The organism is Algorimicrobium echini (genome assembly GCF_900115185.1).
Classification (GTDB): Bacteria; Bacteroidota; Bacteroidia; order Flavobacteriales; family Flavobacteriaceae; genus Algorimicrobium; species Algorimicrobium echini.
The window spans coordinates 296,493-313,853 of sequence record NZ_FOVN01000001.1 but is presented as its reverse complement, the minus strand read 5'-3'; the positions used below and the strand labels follow the sequence as shown (position 1 = coordinate 313,853).

The 17,361-nt window shown below is 34.4% G+C and carries 13 protein-coding genes, 1 tRNA gene and 1 pseudogene; 9 read left to right on the top strand and 6 right to left on the bottom strand.

What is annotated here, in order from left to right; all coding sequences use genetic code 11:
* Positions 1–18 precede the first annotated feature (18 nt).
* Together BM239_RS01500 and BM239_RS01495 are read left to right on the top strand one after the other, a co-directional pair.
* On the top strand, positions 19–351 hold the full coding sequence (locus tag BM239_RS01500) for a 2Fe-2S iron-sulfur cluster-binding family protein (RefSeq protein WP_092205878.1): 333 nt from the start codon (positions 19–21) through the stop codon (positions 349–351).
* A 73-nt stretch (positions 352–424) separates the two neighbouring features.
* The gene (locus BM239_RS01495) at positions 425–766 is read left to right on the top strand and encodes a YegP family protein (RefSeq protein ID WP_092205877.1); all 342 of its coding nucleotides are present in this window, start codon (positions 425–427) and stop codon (positions 764–766) included.
* Here BM239_RS01495 and BM239_RS01490 read toward each other — a convergent pair.
* From BM239_RS01490 to BM239_RS01465, 6 genes and pseudogenes are all read right to left on the bottom strand, one after another.
* Positions 759–1,657: pseudogene (locus tag BM239_RS01490) on the bottom strand (metallophosphoesterase). The gene BM239_RS01495 and the pseudogene BM239_RS01490 sit on opposite strands and share 8 nt — an antisense overlap.
* Before the next feature lie 127 nt (positions 1,658–1,784).
* On the bottom strand, positions 1,785–2,963 hold the full coding sequence (locus BM239_RS01485) for an acyl-CoA dehydrogenase family protein (RefSeq protein WP_092205876.1): 1,179 nt from the start codon (positions 2,961–2,963) through the stop codon (positions 1,785–1,787).
* A 135-nt stretch (positions 2,964–3,098) separates the two neighbouring features.
* Entirely contained in the window at positions 3,099–4,130 is a 1,032-nt protein-coding gene (locus BM239_RS01480; RefSeq protein ID WP_092205875.1) for an AI-2E family transporter, read from the bottom strand.
* A gap of 75 nt (positions 4,131–4,205) precedes the next feature.
* The gene (locus BM239_RS01475) at positions 4,206–4,934 is read right to left on the bottom strand and encodes a tRNA1(Val) (adenine(37)-N6)-methyltransferase (protein WP_092205874.1); all 729 of its coding nucleotides are present in this window, start codon (positions 4,932–4,934) and stop codon (positions 4,206–4,208) included.
* Between the two features lie 31 nt (positions 4,935–4,965).
* A complete protein-coding gene (rimM, locus tag BM239_RS01470) occupies positions 4,966–5,499 on the bottom strand; it encodes a ribosome maturation factor RimM (protein WP_092205873.1) in 534 nt (177 codons plus the stop codon).
* 157 nt (positions 5,500–5,656) lie between these two features.
* Positions 5,657–6,184 (bottom strand): 30S ribosomal protein S16, encoded by a 528-nt coding sequence (locus BM239_RS01465; protein WP_092205872.1) that lies wholly within the window; start codon positions 6,182–6,184, stop codon positions 5,657–5,659.
* 153 nt (positions 6,185–6,337) lie between these two features.
* Between BM239_RS01465 and BM239_RS01460 the strand changes: the two genes are divergently transcribed.
* From BM239_RS01460 to BM239_RS01430, 7 genes are all read left to right on the top strand, one after another.
* A complete protein-coding gene (locus BM239_RS01460; protein WP_092205871.1) occupies positions 6,338–7,342 on the top strand; it encodes a DUF6252 domain-containing protein in 1,005 nt (334 codons plus the stop codon).
* Positions 7,343–7,527: 185 nt separating this feature from the next.
* Complete coding sequence (locus BM239_RS01455) at positions 7,528–7,980, top strand: ferritin-like domain-containing protein (protein WP_092205870.1); 453 nt, start codon at positions 7,528–7,530, stop codon at positions 7,978–7,980.
* 202 nt (positions 7,981–8,182) lie between these two features.
* On the top strand, positions 8,183–12,571 hold the full coding sequence (gene dnaE / locus BM239_RS01450; RefSeq protein WP_092205869.1) for a DNA polymerase III subunit alpha: 4,389 nt from the start codon (positions 8,183–8,185) through the stop codon (positions 12,569–12,571).
* Positions 12,572–12,938: 367 nt separating this feature from the next.
* Complete coding sequence (gene trxA, locus BM239_RS01445; RefSeq protein ID WP_092205868.1) at positions 12,939–13,256, top strand: thioredoxin; 318 nt, start codon at positions 12,939–12,941, stop codon at positions 13,254–13,256.
* Positions 13,257–13,480: 224 nt separating this feature from the next.
* Positions 13,481–14,410, top strand: a complete 930-nt coding sequence (locus BM239_RS01440) for a DUF58 domain-containing protein (RefSeq protein WP_092205867.1) — start codon at positions 13,481–13,483, stop codon at positions 14,408–14,410.
* 119 nt (positions 14,411–14,529) lie between these two features.
* A tRNA-Asp gene (locus BM239_RS01435) sits at positions 14,530–14,603 on the top strand.
* Positions 14,604–14,958: 355 nt separating this feature from the next.
* Positions 14,959–17,316, top strand: coding sequence for a sigma 54-interacting transcriptional regulator (locus BM239_RS01430; RefSeq protein ID WP_245758172.1), 2,358 nt, complete (start codon positions 14,959–14,961; stop codon positions 17,314–17,316).
* Positions 17,317–17,361 lie beyond the last annotated feature (45 nt).

The window sequence follows — 17,361 nt, the reverse complement described above, 5'->3', positions numbered from 1 at the left end:
TAGAACTTCAATAAAAACATGGAACAGGACGTAAATATTACCATCATAGATCGCGAAGGCGTTTCGCATTCAATAGAAGCTCCAACAGATATGGCAATGAATCTTATGGAGGTTGTGCGTAGTTATGAATTAGCACCAGAAGGTACCATTGGTATTTGCGGAGGTATGGCTATGTGTGCTAGTTGCCAATGTTACGTATTAAGTGATACCGCATTGCCAGAAAAACAAGATGATGAAGAAGCTATGTTATCGGAAGCATTTTTTGTTAAGGATAATTCCCGTTTGGGTTGTCAAATTCAAATTACACCTGAAATGGAAGGCTTAAAAGTACAGTTGGCACCAGCCGAATAAAATTCATCATTCATTTTATATAACATTTTTGTACTTTATATGTTCTAATTTTTAAAACATTTAAGAGTCATTTATGGCATTATTTAAAATATTTGTAGATAAAAAAGGTCTTTATCATTTTTTGTTAAAATCAGATTCCAAGCATATTGTTTTTATAAGTGTTGGGTTTTCAACTAAAACCAATTGTTTGAAACACATACAAACAGTTAAGCGTAATTCAGTTAATGACCAAGCTTATTCCCGATTAAAATCTAATTATGGGAATCCTTATTTCAAGTTTAGAAAAATTAGAACAGACGAAACAATTGGAATTAGCGAATTGTTTTTAAATAGGTCTGTTATGGAACGTAAAATTCAAGAAATTAAACAATCAGCTGTACATGCACACATTGATAAATTAACCTATACTATTTAGTTTGGTATTCTATTAACTTTCTTGGGCCTCTAGCAATACTCGAACAACTTTTAATGTGCCATCATCTGTTGTGGCAATTTGCCATTTAATGAGTGAGATTTCGCCTTTTTCAATTTCTATTCCTGTAATACTTCGTGGAAAAACACACGAACCATCATTAAAAAAAGCAATATCTTGTGGTTCTGGAAATCGTGGCCTGTGGGTATGGCCAACAATAGTAATTAAATTATTGTTTTGGACAATCCAGTTTTTTAATAATTTTTCAATACGCATGAGTTCTAATCGGTTTTTTGCCGGACTAGTAGGATTGGAAATACCCATGACATTTAAAGGTTTCCAAAGAATACGAACTAAAAACCGACTCCATTTCCAAAAGGTGTAATTCCACCAATCAGCTTGATGACCATGCGTTAAAAAAAGTTCTTGCTGTGTTTTTGTATGTTTTAAAATGATAGCTTCATTAATAATAATGTCTTTAAAGAGTGGTTCGTTTTTGCCAGTAATAGGGTTGAAATAAATAGATAAATGTTTTTTAACATAGTTAGCATCTTTATATACCATATCATGATTTCCAAAGAGTATGTGCAAGCGGTTATTTTTATAAAACTCCTTGAGTAAAAGATAAACATGTTTGTGTGCTTCAAAAATGGTTTTAAAACTTCGGTGTTCCCATAGTTCATCACCATCTCCTAATTCAATGTAGGTAAAACCTTCAGCATAGTAATGCTTTAGTGCGTGGAAATAGGCATTTTGGTTATTAGCAAAATCATCAGCAAAACTGTTGTCGCCTCTATGGCAATCGCTAAAAAGAATGAATTTTGAATGATTATCAAAGTTGATAATCTTTGCTTCTTTAAGGGCTCTGTCTAAACGTTTTTTGCTGGATAACATACAATAAATGTAAACAAAAAAAGGATAAAAAAATGCTCCTTCGAATGAAGAAGCACTTTTGTAATATACATACTAACGTGTATAGTATTCTATGGAGACAATCTAACTAATGGTAGGTGAAAATATTCTACTTGAAGGCGTTTAAGCCCGTAACATCCATTCCTGTTATTAGTAAGTGAATATCGTGTGTACCTTCATAGGTAATAACACTTTCCAAGTTCATAGAGTGGCGCATAATTGAGTATTCTCCTGTAATGCCCATACCACCTAGCATTTGCCTAGCCTCTCGTGCAATGTTAATTGCCATTTCTACATTGTTGCGTTTTGCCATCGATATTTGAGCCGATGTTGCAGTTCCTTTTTCACGCATAACCCCTAATCGCCAAGCCAATAATTGGGCTTTAGTGATTTCAGTAATCATTTCAGCTAATTTTTTTTGTTGCAATTGAAATTGACCTATTGGTTTTCCAAATTGCATGCGTTCTTTGCTATAGCGTAAAGCTGTATCATAACAATCCATAGCTGCACCAATGGCTCCCCAAGCAATGCCATAACGTGCTGAATCTAAACAACCAAGTGGTGCGCCTAATCCAGACTTGTTTGGTAATAAGTTCTCTTTAGGGACTTTGACATTGTCAAAAATGAGTTCGCCAGTTGCACTTGCACGTAGGGACCATTTATTATGGGTTTCAGGTGTTGTAAAGCCTTCCATACCACGTTCTACAATTAGGCCGTGTATTCTTCCTTCTTCATTTTTAGCCCAAACAACGGCTATTTGACAAAAAGGTGCGTTGGAAATCCACATTTTTGCACCATTTAAAAGGTAATGGTCGCCCATATCTTTATAGTTAGTTGTCATGCCGCCAGGATTAGAACCATGATCAGGTTCCGTTAATCCAAAAGAGCCAATCCATTCACCAGAAGCTAGTTTTGGTAAATATTTATTGCGTTGTTCCTCATTACCATATTTCCAAATTGGATACATAACTAGTGACGATTGCACCGAAGCCGTACTACGAACACCAGAATCACCACGTTCAATTTCTTGCATTATTAAACCATAGGAAATCTGATCTAACCCAGCTCCGCCATACTCTTCAGGAATATATGGTCCAAATGCACCTATTTCTGCTAAACCTCCAATAATGGATTTAGGAAATTCTGCTTTTTGTGCAGCCTCTTCAATTATTGGAGACACATCGCGCTTCACCCATTCTCTAGCAGCATCACGTACTAATTTATGTTCTTCTGTTAAAAGCTCATCCAAGTTGTAGTAATCAGGAGCTTCAAATAAATCTGGCTTCATATGAATTATTTTGTTATAAATGTTTCACAAAGATAATGAAAACGTTTTCAGTCAACAATTTAATAATCCTTTTTTAAGGGTTTAAAATGCCAGCCTATTAGGATAAATAATACATAAAATACCGTTAGAAATAAGTCACTTTTCTTTTTTCAATAAATACGCATAAGCCTCCATGCCTTTGGTGTGATCTAAAATAACCTTTAAAACAGCTATTATGGGTAAAGAAATTACGGCACCCACAACACCCCAAAGCGTTGAGAATACAATAATACCAAATATGGTTATAAATGGGTTTAGATTTATTTCATCACCGATAACCCAAGGTGTTAATACATAATTTTCAATCAATTGTGCTGCAGAAACAACGCCAATTACTATAAGAGCTGGTGTTGAACCTGCATACAAATAGGAAAGAATTACAGCAACACCACCTCCAATTACGTTTCCTATATAAGGGACTATGGAAAATAATGCTGCAAACAAAGCTAAAAACAAAGCATAAGGAACAGACCCTATTAGAAATCCAACATAATAGATGCCAAACAGAAACAACATAATTTTGCCTTTTCCTACAAAATAGTTTTTGGTTATTTTAGCCGAGTTTACTAATAGTGAACTCATAGCTATTTCATTTGAAAAAAGCTTTTTAAAAAAGTTTATAAACTGCTTTTTTTGCATGAGGAAGAGGATAATATAGACAAAAATTATTAAGGATTGTGATAGTAAATTCATGAAAGACGAAAGAAATGAACTGGCTAAACCTTCCGCTTTTTGGACTAATTTTTTGTTGTTTTCTATATAATCTTTATAGTCCCAATTTAACTGTTCGTTAGTCCATTGTGAGAAAATATTGAGTTTTTCGGTTGCCTTTTCTTTCATAGTAGGCCAGTCATTTGCCATGGTATTAATTTGAGAAGTAATGAGCCAGAAGAGCAGAAAGAAAATAACTAGCATTAATAATATAGCAATGGTTATTGCTAACCAATTGGGTAATCCCCAACTTTTAAGTTTTTTTACTGGAATATCAAGCAAAATGGCCATTATAGCAGCCACTAATAATGGCATGATTAGGCTTTGTCCAAAATATAATAAGGTTAGAATGCCTCCAACAAGTAAAAGTATTTTTATTTGGTTTAATGCAGATATTTCTATTTTCGGTGTGCTCAAAATGAGAAAGAATTATAAAGTTCAACACTATAAAGCTACATTAAAAATTGGCAAACATGATGTATTATCCGAAAATTACATGTTCAGATAAAAATCTTTTGTAAGTGTCACGTACTCATCGGTGTATTGGTGTCTTCCCGTTTCTATGATGAGGTGCGTTTTTTCTAATGTGGTTTTTGTTCGTTTAAAACAAATTAAACTGCGTTTAATTTCAGAATCAGGATTTCCTTGAACATACGTAATCCGATGTGGAAATAAATGAAAGCTTTCAGCTAAGCGTATAAATTTTTCTTCCTCTTGAAAAGGTATTATAATTGAAAATTCACCAGCTTCTGAAAGTAATTTTGAAACACCAGCTAAAAGATGCTCAAAGGGCATGGCGTCTTGGAGTCTAGCAATGTCACGTTGCTGGTTATCTGTTTTGAAATCTTCGGAATAGAAAGGAGGGTTAGAAATAATAAGATCATAAGTATCATCTATCTCATCTGTAAACTCATTTAAAGATGCATGATAACAAAATAACCGGTCTGCCCACACTGAATTTTCGAAATTTTCCACGCACTGTTCATAAGCAGCTTCATCTATTTCAAGAGCATCAATAATCTCGATATCGATAGGGATTTCTGAACTTCTTTGTGCTAACATTAAAGCCAAAACACCAGTGCCAGCGCCAATATCTAAAATAGAACTTGGTTGGTGTTTTATGGAAGTCCAAGCGCCAAGTAACACAGCATCTGTACCTATTTTCATGGCACAACGGTCTTGGTGAATGGTGAATTCTTTAAATTTGAATGGCTTAGACATAAACAGAAGAGTTGTTTAGAGTAGAAAGCGTTTAGGAAGGATTTAAATACAAATCAATAAGTCCTTCAGGTGTATCTAATACAATTTCCTTGTTAGGTTTGTCTACTTTTACTATGAAAGCGTCATGCATTGGAATTAAAATTTCAGTTCCATTATTATCAATTTCAAAGAGCGCCTGTGCAGTCGAGTCATTAACAGAAATTACAATGCCCACGTTTCCAAAATTAATATCAGTAACTTTAAACCCAATTATTTCATGGTAATAAAATTTATCACCTTCAAGCTTTGGTAATAAATCTAGAGGTAAATAGATATCGCAAGCTATTAGTGCGTCTGCATCGGCTTCTGTATCGACATCTTCAAAGCGTACTCGCAATAAATCTGATTTATGAAGTTGGGAAGTTTCAATAAAAAATGGTACCAGATTATTCCGTAAATCTACAAACATAGCATCCAGGTTTTCGTATAAGTCGGGTTCGTCAGTATCTAACTTTATAAGTAACTCACCTTTAAAACTGTATTTTGATACTATTTTGCCTAAATAAAAACAATCCTCTTTTTTCATATCTATTTCCCGTTAAAACCGGAATCTATTTTGTTTGCTTGTTATTGATGAGATTTCCATCTACGTGGTAATTCATACAAAAAATCAAAAGATTATAAGTACTAAAAAACCCAGACTGTAAAAAGTCTGGGTTCAAAAGTATAAAAAATTTTGTTTTTTATTCTTCTTCTTTTGAAGCATCTGCTTCTGCAACTGGAGCGTCTTCGGCTGCTTCTTCAGCAACTTCTTCTTCAGCTACAGGTGCATTGGCAGCAATACGCGCTGCATTAGTTGCTTTTTCAGCTTCTAATGCTTTTGCTTTTGCTTCAGCTTGAGCAGCTGTTAAACCTTGCGATTTAGCTTCTACTTTACTTGCTTTTTCTTCTAACCAAGCAGTGAATTTAGCTTCAGCTTGTTCTTCGGTTAAAGCTCCTTTTCTTACACCACCAGCAAGGTGATTTTTCAACATAGCGCCTTTGTAAGATAAAATACCTTTAGCTGTTTCAGTTGGTTGTGCACCATTCTGTAACCACTGTACGGCACCATCAATATTTAACTCTATGGTTGCTGGGTTGGTGTTTGGATTGTAAGAACCTAATTTTTCTAGGTATTTACCATCTCTCTTTGCTCGTGCATCGGCTGCAACGATCCAGTAATAAGGTTTTCCTTTTTTACCGTGTCTTTGTAATCTAATTTTAACTGACATATAAATTAATTAGTGAGGTTCGCGACCTCGATTATTAATAAGGGTGCAAAGATACTATATTTTTTTGAAATTTAAATAGTTATGTAAAATTCTATTTCTTATAATTTTTATTCTATTTTTGAGTTCTTATTTTTTGACAATAAACGCAAAATCATGAAAAAATTATTTGTTTTAGCTTTAGCATTTGTGACTGTTTTTAGTTGTGGTGATGAAATTGAATTTAACTCTCCAGCTCTTCAAGGCAAAAAAGATGGCGAACGTTGGAAGGCCTTATTTTATAACGCAAGTTACGATGATACCGGAAGATTAATTATTACTGGAGGCGATAACTTTGAATCCATTACCCTTAATATTGAAACACTAGCCATTGGAAATTATTCAGTAGGCATAGGTAATTCAAGCTTTGCTGAATTTATAGATTTGGAAGATGTTACCTATTCTACGAATAACGAGCCTGATCCAGATTTTAGCTTATATCCAGCCGATGGATTAATTACTATTTCACGATATGATGCAATTAATAATACCGTTTCAGGCGAATTTTATTTTAATGCGTACTCAGAAGCAGGTCTCAAAACAGTTACTTTAAGTGAAGGTGTATTTTTCGATTTGCCACTCCCAACTGGAGCAGGTCCTAATGTTATGTCTTGCGACGATGCCTTGGCACAAGTAGCATTAACCCGAACAGTTTTTGAAGATACACCAACCACTTCAGATGATTATTCGGCTAATTGTAATGCATATAGACAAGCACTAGTGAATCAGCAAAATGCTTGTATCGATAGTGACGGCTCTATTCAAGCAATTATAGATAGCTTATACTGTAATGATGATGATGGCGATGGTATTTTATCAATAAACGAAGATTTGGATGGCGATGGTAACCCTGAAAATGATAATACAGATGCCGATGAATTTCCAAATTACCTTGACTCCGATGATGATGGTGACTCGTTAGCTACCATAGCTGAAGATGTAAATGATAATGGTAATTTAATGGATGACGATACGGACAACGACGACATTCCAAACTATTTAGATAATGATGATGATGGTGATGGCATACTTACCATAGATGAAGATGTGGATGGCGATGGCGATGTTACCAACGATGATAGTGATGGCGATGGTATTCCAGACTATTTAGATAATATGTAAGGTAATTCTCATAAAAAAATTAACAAACGCGGCTCTTTAGTCGCGTTTTTTGTTAAAAAGAGCCAAAGTTTTTAAGGTTTCGGACTATATACTTGACTTCAGCCCACATAACCCTTATATTAAAGTAGATGTGAAACAATACGCATCTTTAAAGAACCTATTGAAATTTAAATGAAAGCGATATTATGAAGAAGTTCACAGAAGAAATTTCAAACAAATTAAACGAATTATTAGTAAAAAATTACGATGCTGAAAAGGGTTACATTAATGCCATGAACAATGTGGAAAATCCTGAAATAAAAATGTTTTTTAAACGAAGAGCTACCGAGCGTAGTCAATTTGCAAAAGAACTCCGGACGGAAATACTTCAATACGGAGAAATTCCAGAAGATTCAGGAAGTTTTAAAGGTACCATGCACAGAAATTGGATGTCCTTAAAATCAACTTTCACTACCAATGATACAGAAGCTATTTTAGAAGAGGCTATCCGTGGCGAAAAGGCTAGTTTAGACGAGTATAAAGAAATACTAAAAGACAGAACATTGCCACCAAGTATTGATTCCTTATTAATTAAGCACAAAAATGCTATACAAAGTGCAATTAATACTGAAAAAGTTCATGAGGAATTAGTATCTTAAAATCAATAAACAATAAAAATTGCTTGAAAAAGCGCAACTGGAAACAGTTGCGCTTTTTCTGTATAAATATTTATAACTTCATTTTAAAAAAGCATTAATTCTATGTAATTTTATAGTCTCATTTTTTCCAATAAATTCATAATTATTTTCAGTATTTTGAACTGAAATTAGTTCAGCATAACGATAAATAACCCTACAACAGATGTACTTAATTTTCGATACAGAAACAACTGGCTTACCAAAACGTTGGGATGCACCAATTACGGATACCGATAACTGGCCAAGATGTATTCAAATTGCATGGCAGTTGCATGACGACATGGGAAACTGTATTGATCATCAGGATTATTTAGTAAAACCTGACGGATTCAATATTCCGTATGACGCTGAAAAAATTCATGGTATTTCTACAGAATTAGCTCACGAAAAAGGTTTGCCGTTACAAGATGTTTTGGAAAAGTTTAATGAAGCATTAGCCAAAACCAAATTTGTAGTTGGACAGAACGTAAAATTCGATCTTAATATTATGGGAGCCGAATTTGTTCGTGGGAATCTAGAAAATAACCTTCAGGAATTGCCAGTTCTAGATACCTGCACGGAACATACAGCAAGTTTGTGTCAGTTGCCAGGAGGACGTTACGGAAAATTTAAACTACCTACGCTAACAGAGTTACACCAGTATTTATTCAATAAACCATTTGCGGAAGCACACAATGCTACTGCCGATGTGGAAGCAACTACGCGTTGTTTTCTAGAATTAGTCAGACGTGAAGAGTATACTAAAGAGCAATTAGATGTTCAGCCAGATTATTTTGAAAAATTTTCCAAAGCGAATCCGCAGGAGATTAAACTGCTGGGCTTAAAACACATCAATTTAAAACAAGCAAGTGCAGAAATACGTCAGCAGATTTTAAAAACTCAAGATGATGGTTTATCGGCTCAAGAAATAAAGGAAAATATTTCAGAGTTAAAGTCGGTTAATTTTGTGCATTTGCATAATCATTCGCAATTTTCCATTCTGCAATCAACCATTAGTATTCCTAATTTAGTAGCAGCAGCAGCCGAACATAATATGCCTGCCGTTGCCCTAACGGATCATGCAAACATGATGGGAGCTTTTCATTTTGTAAAAGCGGTTAGTAATCATAATAAAAGTGTTCAGGTAAAAAATAAGGAAGCTCAAGAGCGTGGAGAAACCACTAAATTACAAGAGATTAAACCCATTTTAGGTTGCGAATTTTTTGTGTGCGAGAATCATACCGATAAATCTAGAAAGGATAACGGTTATCAAATAGTTTTACTAGCCAAAAATAAAAAAGGCTATCATAATTTAGCCAAGTTATCATCCCATGCTTTCGTAGATGGCTTTTACTATTTACCACGAATTGATAAAAAGCTCATTCAGCAGTACAAAGAAGATTTAATAGTCCTTACTGGAAACTTATATGGTGAAGTGCCAAGTAAAGTTTTAAATATAGGTGAAAACCAAGCCGAAGAGGCCTTACTTTGGTGGAAGCAAGAGTTTGGAGACGATTTGTATATTGAAATTATGCGCCATAATCAGGAAGATGAAAATCGGGTAAATCCGGTTTTAATTGAATTTTCCAAAAAGCACGATATTAAATTAGTCGCCACTAATAACACCTATTACGCAAAAAAAGAAGATGCCAATGCCCACGATATTTTACTGTGTGTAAAAGATGGTGAAAAACAAGCTACACCTATAGGTCGTGGTCGTGGCTATCGATACGGTCTTCCAAATCAAGAGTACTATTTCAAGTCTTCTGAAGACATGAAAGCGCTTTTTAAAGATGTTCCAGAAGCTATTAGCAATATTCAGGAGGTTGTAGATAAAGTAGAAGCCTATGAATTAGCACGAGATGTTTTACTGCCTGCTTTTAATATTCCTGAAGAATTTAAAGATTCAGCAGACTTGGATGATGGTGGTAAGCGCGGTGAAAATGCATTTTTACGACATTTAACATATGAAGGCGCAAAAAAACGCTACGGTGAAAATCTTTCGGAAGAAGTTACCGAGCGTTTAGATTTCGAGTTGAGTGTTATTGAAAATACCGGTTATCCAGGTTATTTTTTAATTGTTGAAGATTTTATACGAGAGGCCAGAAATATGGATGTGTCTGTAGGGCCAGGTCGTGGTTCGGCTGCTGGTTCTGTAGTGGCCTATTGTTTATGGATTACCAATATAGACCCGTTGAAGTACGACTTACTTTTTGAGCGTTTCTTAAATCCAGATCGTGTAAGTATGCCTGATATTGATATTGATTTTGATGATGAAGGCCGAAGTCGTGTTATGGATTATGTTATTGATAAATATGGTAGCAGTCAGGTGGCGCAAATTATTACCTATGGCACCATGGCAGCCAAATCCTCTATTCGTGATACTGCTCGTGTATTGGATTTGCCTCTATTTGATGCAGATAGAATTGCTAAATTAATTCCAACCATGTCTAAGCTTGCCAAGATTTTTGGCATGAGTGAAAAGGAGTTGAGTAGCAAATTCCGCTCGGAAGATTTAGAAAAAGTTAACGAACTTTTAAACATATCAGAAGGATCCGATTTGCAAGCAGAAACCGTAAATCTAGCACGAATATTAGAAGGTTCAGTCAGAAATACCGGAATTCATGCTTGTGGTGTTATTATTACACCAGACGATATTACCAAATTCGTTCCCGTTGCAACGGCAAAAGATTCTGACTTGTATGTTACCCAATTTGATAACTCGGTTGTTGAAGATGCTGGTTTGTTAAAAATGGATTTTTTGGGTTTAAAAACGCTAACCTTAATAAAGGATACGGTTAAAATTGTTAAAGCCAAACACAATATTGATTTAGATCCAGATAGTTTTCCATTAGATGATGAAAAAACTTACCAGTTATTTCAACGTGGAGAAACCGTTGGTGTGTTTCAGTATGAATCGCCAGGTATGCAAAAACATTTAAAGGAATTAAAACCGACAGTTTTTGAGGATTTAATAGCTATGAATGCCTTGTACAGACCAGGTCCTATGGAATACATACCAAGTTTTACAAAACGTAAACATGGTAAAGAAGATATTGAGTACGATTTACCAGCCATGGAAGAGTACTTAAAAGAAACCTACGGAATTACAGTTTACCAAGAGCAGGTTATGTTACTCTCCCAAAAATTAGCCAACTTTACCAAAGGTGAAGCCGATGTATTACGTAAAGCCATGGGTAAAAAGCAAATTGCGGTTTTAGATAAAATGAAGCCAAAATTCATTACCCAAGCTGAAGCAAATGGTCATGATGCTAAAAAATTAGAAAAAATCTGGAAAGATTGGGAGGCATTTGCTAGTTACGCATTCAATAAATCGCATTCTACTTGTTACGCCTGGATTGCTTATCAAACTGCTTATTTAAAAGCACATTATCCAGCAGAGTATATGGCAGCTGTATTGTCTAATAACATGAATGATATTAAGCAAGTATCGTTTTTTATGGAAGAATGTAAACGTATGAAATTGGACGTGCTTGGTCCAGATATAAATGAGAGTTACTATAAGTTTTCCGTAAATCAGGATTATGCTGTTCGTTTCGGAATGGGAGCTATAAAAGGCGTCGGTCACGGTGCGGTTATGACCATTGTAGAAAATCGTAAAAAAGATGGACCTTTTAAATCTATTTTCGACTTTGCCAAGCGTATAGATTTACGTGCAGCAAATAAAAAGGCTTTCGAAAATTTAGCGTTAGCAGGTGGTTTTGATTGTTTTGAAGACACACATAGAGCGCAATATTTTCATAAAGAAGGTGACGATATTACCTTTCTAGAAAAGGCCATAAAGTATGGTGCCAAACATCAAGAAAATGAAAATTCTGCTCAAGTAAGTTTGTTTGGTGAGGCCAGCGATGTGCAAATTGCCGAGCCCGAAGTACCACCTTGTGAAGAATGGGGAACCATGGAAAAATTAGCACAAGAAAAAGAAGTGGTTGGTATTTATATTTCGGGTCACCCGTTGGATGATTTTAAAATTGAAATGAAAACATTTTGTAATGCCGAGTTAGCTTTATTAGAAAATATTGAACCCTATATAAATCGAGAGTTAACCTTTGGTTGTGTGGTTACAGATGTTCAGCATCGGGTAAGTAAGCAAGGAAAAGGTTGGGCTATGTTTACGGTTGATGATTATACAACTAGTTTTGAATTTCGAATTTTTGGGGAAGAATATTTAAAATTCAGGCACTTTTTATTAAAGAACTCTTTTGTACATATTAAAATATTTGTACGTGAAGGTTGGATTAAAAAAGATACTGGTGTTCGTGGTGAACCGCGAATTCAGTTTAACAGTTTTCAACTGCTACATGATGTGATGGAAACCTATGCCAAGAAACTATCCATACAGTTAAATATAACCGATTTAGAAGAATCTAAAATAAGTCAGCTAGAGGGCTTATTGAATAGTCATGTTGGCGATCATGCGCTGAATTTTATAGTGTATGATAATGAAGAACAGATAAAATTAAATATGCCAAGTAGAAAGCAAAAGGTGCAAATTTCGCAAGAGTTGTTATTGGAATTGGAGCGTAATGATGTGTTTTATAAGCTGAATTAATGTGCCATAGTAACGCAGCCAAATGCTTTTGTGTACTAGATTGAAACTATTAAGATGTCAAAAAAAATGTAGAATAGAGAAGAGAACAAAGAAAAGATAGATAAGAAAATTGACTGAATTTCAAAATATCGTAAACGACTAACTCTAAATTACTAACAGATTGCAGCAGTATTCTTTTTTTTTTGTCATGGAATAGTAAATTCTGACGTTTTATAGCAATAATAAAAAAGAGGATGTGTTAAAATAGTGAGCATAGCTGCAAGTAATGAAACCATAAGTAAAACAAATTGTCAGGTTGTAAGCTTTGGCAAAATTTTTGACTAATATTGTATTATAAATTGAAGTAGAACCTATTAAATTATAAATTATGGCATTAGAAATAACAGATGCAACATTCGAGGAAACAGTATTAAAAAGTGACAAACCTGTAATGGTTGATTTTTGGGCAGCTTGGTGTGGACCATGTCGTATGGTGGGACCAATCATTGACGAAATTAGTACAGAATATGATGGTAAAGCTGTTGTAGGAAAGGTAGATGTTGATGCAAATCAAGAGTTTGCTGCTAAATACGGTGTGCGTAACATACCAACAGTATTAGTTTTTCAAAACGGTGAAGTAGTAGGTCGTCAAGTTGGTGTAGCGCAAAAAAGTGCTTATACTGAAGCTATTGATGCACTTTTATAGTATACTTATTAAAAGAAAAGATAAAAGGTTTGTTGTTATGGCAAACCTTTTTTAGTTTAGGGCTATAGTAGTTTGGGTTTTTACCAATAACTATTGGTGAATAACCCAAATTGTAAACCTTCCCATTGGGAAGATGTTGTTATAGCAACAGATGGATGATATAATAAAATAATAATCGTTATATACTTTCTCGTTTAGGAAAGATACCCCAAGGTAAAAAAGGAATGGATTTACAAAACGAACTTAATAAAGCAGGTGGTTTTAAAAACCTAGAGTTGCTAGCCAAACAGGTGGTAGAAGGCTTTGTTGCAGGAATGCATAAAAGTCCGTTCCATGGTTTTTCAGCAGAATTTGCAGAGCATAAAATTTATAACCAAGGCGAAAGCACACGTCATATAGATTGGAAACTGTTTGCAAAAACGGATAAGCTTTTTACCAAACGGTATGACGATGAAACCAATTTACGCTGCCATTTAATTGTGGATAACAGTAGTTCCATGCATTATCCAGAACTCAAACAGTATAACATAGACGCTTTAAATAAAATAGCTTTCTCTGTTTTAGCTTCCGCAAGCTTAATGCATATTCTTAAAAAACAACGGGATGCTGTTGGCTTGAGTATTTATAGTGATCAGTATGATTTTTATGCTCCTGAAAAAGGGAGTGAGCGACACCATCAAATGCTATTGTATCAGCTCAATAATGTGTTAATAAAGAAACCGGAAGCTCGGAAAACAGAAACCTATACGTATTTGCACCAAATAGCTGAAAAAATTCATAGACGCTCTTTAATTTTCTTTTTTACAGATATGTTTCAAACGGAAACCGAAGAAGGTGAATTATTTAATGCGCTACGCCATTTAAAATACAACAAGCATGAAGTTGTGTTATTTCATGTATTTGATAAGGAAAAAGAGGAACGTTTTGATTTTGACAATGCTCCCAAACGTTTTGTAGATGTTGAAACAGGTGATCATATTAATTTATATGCAGATCGGATTAAAGAAAACTATGAAACAGCCATCCAAGCATATTTTAATAGAATTCGCTTAAAATGCCAACAATACCATATAAATTATGTGGAAGCGGATATCAATAAGGATTTTAATAACATATTGACAACCTACATGATAGCGCGCCAAAAATTTAAGTAGTAAAAAAAGTTCAAAATTTATTGAAAAAACATTTGACATATTGAAAAAGCTGTTTATATTTGCACCCGCTTGATAGGTTGTTACGCAAGTAAAAACAATTAAGCATGCAATAAAGCAACGGTCTGGTAGTTCAGTTGGTTAGAATGTCGCCCTGTCACGGCGAAGGTCGCGGGTTCGAGTCCCGTCCAGACCGCAAATATTGCTAAAGCTTCAAGAAATTGAAGCTTTTTTTGGCAATAAAATTTAGTTGTGTTGTTTGATAGATGTAAAAGTCTATCAATGGTTTAAGTAGTTAAACCGATGGAAAGCTTTCCTTTTTTCTGTATAGAAGATTGGGATGCTTTTTTGTTTTATAAGCTTTACAAAGCTGCTTAAAGTATGTAGCAAGATACATTTTATAGTGCCTTAATAAGCAGATATTGATATGGTATTTAATAGATTATTCCACTTATAATTTTCTAAACTCTCTTAATTTTTGTAAATTCATTGAATTATCCTCAAGTAATAGCAAGATATTTTAACAATATTGCAAACCTACAAGTCAAAATATGATGTGTGCTCAATTACAAAAAATATGGAGTGAATTGAATCCAAATGAATTAGCCAAAGTACTTCATGAAAAAGCATTGATTTGTTTTTTGAATCAATCGGGTAAATTTATGTATGTCAGTCAGCCTTTAACGGTTTTATTGGAATGTGATGAAAGTGAATTGCTCAACAAATCAATAAATAGTCTTCAATGTACTAAAGTTGAGCAGCAAGCTAAACATCCGCTTTGGGGTATCATAAGTAATGAAACATTCTGGAATGGTTACATTGATCTCTCTACAAAACGAGGTAAAGATTTAAGGGTATTAACCACATTTGCTTTGTTAGAAAATAAAGAGCTTCACGAATCATACTACATAGGTATTTTTGATTTGAACCCGTTGCATGTCGATTTCCAGATGTTTAAAGAAAATGATTCCTGCTACAACAGTTTTTTTAATAATAGCCCAATACCAAAATCAGTATTTGATTTAGAAACATTTAAATATGTTGATGTTAATGAGGCTTGGGAGGATTATACTGGTTTTAATAGAAATAATGCATTAAACCATACACCAAATGAGCTCAAGCTGCATACGGTTTTTAATTCAGAATTTATAAACACCATCAAATCCTCTGAAAATATATCTATTTCACATGATAAAGTTGAATTAATCAATCATTCTGATAGCATCAAACATGCAACACTCACCTTTAAAAAAATATTTATACATAATCAAGCATATCTTTTAGAGATAATTATGGATAGTACCGAACGTTTAAAATACCAAAAGGTACTTGAAAAAATATCCAAAAAATCAGTGCAGAAAAAAGATGTTATTTTAAAATTAGCGGGATTAGTTGGAGGCGATTTAAGCTATGTTTTTAAGGAAATAACTAGGCTAGCTGCTAAAACCATGCGTATTGAGCGTGTTAGTATTTGGCAGTTTGAAGAGGGAAAGAACACCATTGCGTGCCAAAGTGCATATAACCTAAAGGAACACGATTACTTTAAACAAGTAGAATTCAAAGCGCATGACTATCCAAAATACTTCCAATATTTGTTTAAACATAAAACTCTGCGGGTTGATGATGCTATTCATAGTGAACAAACTGAAGAGTTTGCGGAAAGATACCTAAAGCCGTTAAATATTACTGCTACTTTAGATGTACTGATTCAAGGCCACCAAACGCATTATGGTGTTTTATGTTTTGAGCATATTGGTTCAAAAAAAGAATGGACCATTGAAGACGAGGAATTTGCAACGTCAATAGCTAATATTATTTCATTAGCAGTTGAATGCGATAAAAGAAATACAGCTGAAATAGAACTTATTAAGTCCAATCAAAAACTAGTGGGATTAAATTCGGAGTTAAAAAACCTACAAAAAAAACTAGAGCAGGAAAATATTTATTTACGTGAAGAAATTGATTTGGTATTTAATTATGAAGAAATGGTTTACGGGAGTAAATCCTTTAGTCAGGTACTTACAGATGTAGAGCGTGTAGCAACAACCAACGCAACCGTATTGCTTTTAGGGGAGTCAGGTACCGGAAAGGAACTGTTGGCACGAGCTATTCATAATACAAGTTCCAGAAAAAGTAAACCTTTAATTAAGGTGAATTGTGCCGCAATTCCTAAAGAGTTAATTGAGAGTGAGTTATTTGGGCATAAAAAAGGTTCTTTTACGGGAGCTATTAGTGATAAATTAGGGAAGTTTCAATTAGCCGATGGAGGCACTTTGTTTTTAGATGAAATAGGCGAATTACCTTTAGATATGCAACCAAAATTATTACGAGCCATCCAAGAGTCTGAAATTGAGCCAATAGGAGGGACCAAGACTCAAAAAGTAGACATTCGTATTATAGCAGCTACTAACAGGGATCTGCAGGAAGAGGTGCAGGCCAAAAACTTTCGTGAAGATTTGTATTTCAGAATCAATGTCTTTCCAATTATCATACCTCCTTTGCGCGAACGTATTGAGGATATTCCTATTTTATTAGAGCATTTTGTAAATAAATATAGTAAGCTTTATAGTAAAAGCGTGAAATATATTTCCGAAGAAACCAAACGTGATTTGCAATCCTATTCTTGGCCAGGAAACATCCGTGAGTTAGAAAACTTGGTAGAAAGAGCCATTATACTTTCAAATGATGAAAAACTTAAAATTCCCAATTTTAAATCCTCAGAAAAGGAATCGCTAATTTCATCAACAAATTTATCATTAGATGATGTTCAAAGAATTCACATAAAAAAAATATTACACAAAACGAATTGGAAGATTGAAGGGCCTGATGGTGCAGCAGAATTGCTACAAATGAAACCCAGTACGTTACGAGATAGAATGAAAAAATTAGGACTGAAAAAGCTAACATAATCCATGGTATTCCGTGGAATTCCCGTTTGTCGACTATTTTTCTCG

What these genes read in the sequence shown, in the direction of transcription:
- BM239_RS01455 (WP_092205870.1), top strand. Translation starts at nt 7,528, where the DNA reads ATGAAGAAGTTCACAGAAGAAATTTCAAACAAATTAAACGAATTATTA.
- BM239_RS01465 (WP_092205872.1), bottom strand. Translation starts at nt 6,184, where the DNA reads ATGTCAGTTAAAATTAGATTACAAAGACACGGTAAAAAAGGAAAACCT.
- trxA (WP_092205868.1), top strand. Translation starts at nt 12,939, where the DNA reads ATGGCATTAGAAATAACAGATGCAACATTCGAGGAAACAGTATTAAAA.
- BM239_RS01475 (WP_092205874.1), bottom strand. Translation starts at nt 4,934, where the DNA reads ATGTCTAAGCCATTCAAATTTAAAGAATTCACCATTCACCAAGACCGT.
- BM239_RS01460 (WP_092205871.1), top strand. Translation starts at nt 6,338, where the DNA reads ATGAAAAAATTATTTGTTTTAGCTTTAGCATTTGTGACTGTTTTTAGT.
- BM239_RS01500 (WP_092205878.1), top strand. Translation starts at nt 19, where the DNA reads ATGGAACAGGACGTAAATATTACCATCATAGATCGCGAAGGCGTTTCG.
- rimM (WP_092205873.1), bottom strand. Translation starts at nt 5,499, where the DNA reads ATGAAAAAAGAGGATTGTTTTTATTTAGGCAAAATAGTATCAAAATAC.
- dnaE (WP_092205869.1), top strand. Translation starts at nt 8,183, where the DNA reads ATGTACTTAATTTTCGATACAGAAACAACTGGCTTACCAAAACGTTGG.
- BM239_RS01440 (WP_092205867.1), top strand. Translation starts at nt 13,481, where the DNA reads ATGGATTTACAAAACGAACTTAATAAAGCAGGTGGTTTTAAAAACCTA.
- BM239_RS01485 (WP_092205876.1), bottom strand. Translation starts at nt 2,963, where the DNA reads ATGAAGCCAGATTTATTTGAAGCTCCTGATTACTACAACTTGGATGAG.
- BM239_RS01430 (WP_245758172.1), top strand. Translation starts at nt 14,959, where the DNA reads ATGATGTGTGCTCAATTACAAAAAATATGGAGTGAATTGAATCCAAAT.
- BM239_RS01495 (WP_092205877.1), top strand. Translation starts at nt 425, where the DNA reads ATGGCATTATTTAAAATATTTGTAGATAAAAAAGGTCTTTATCATTTT.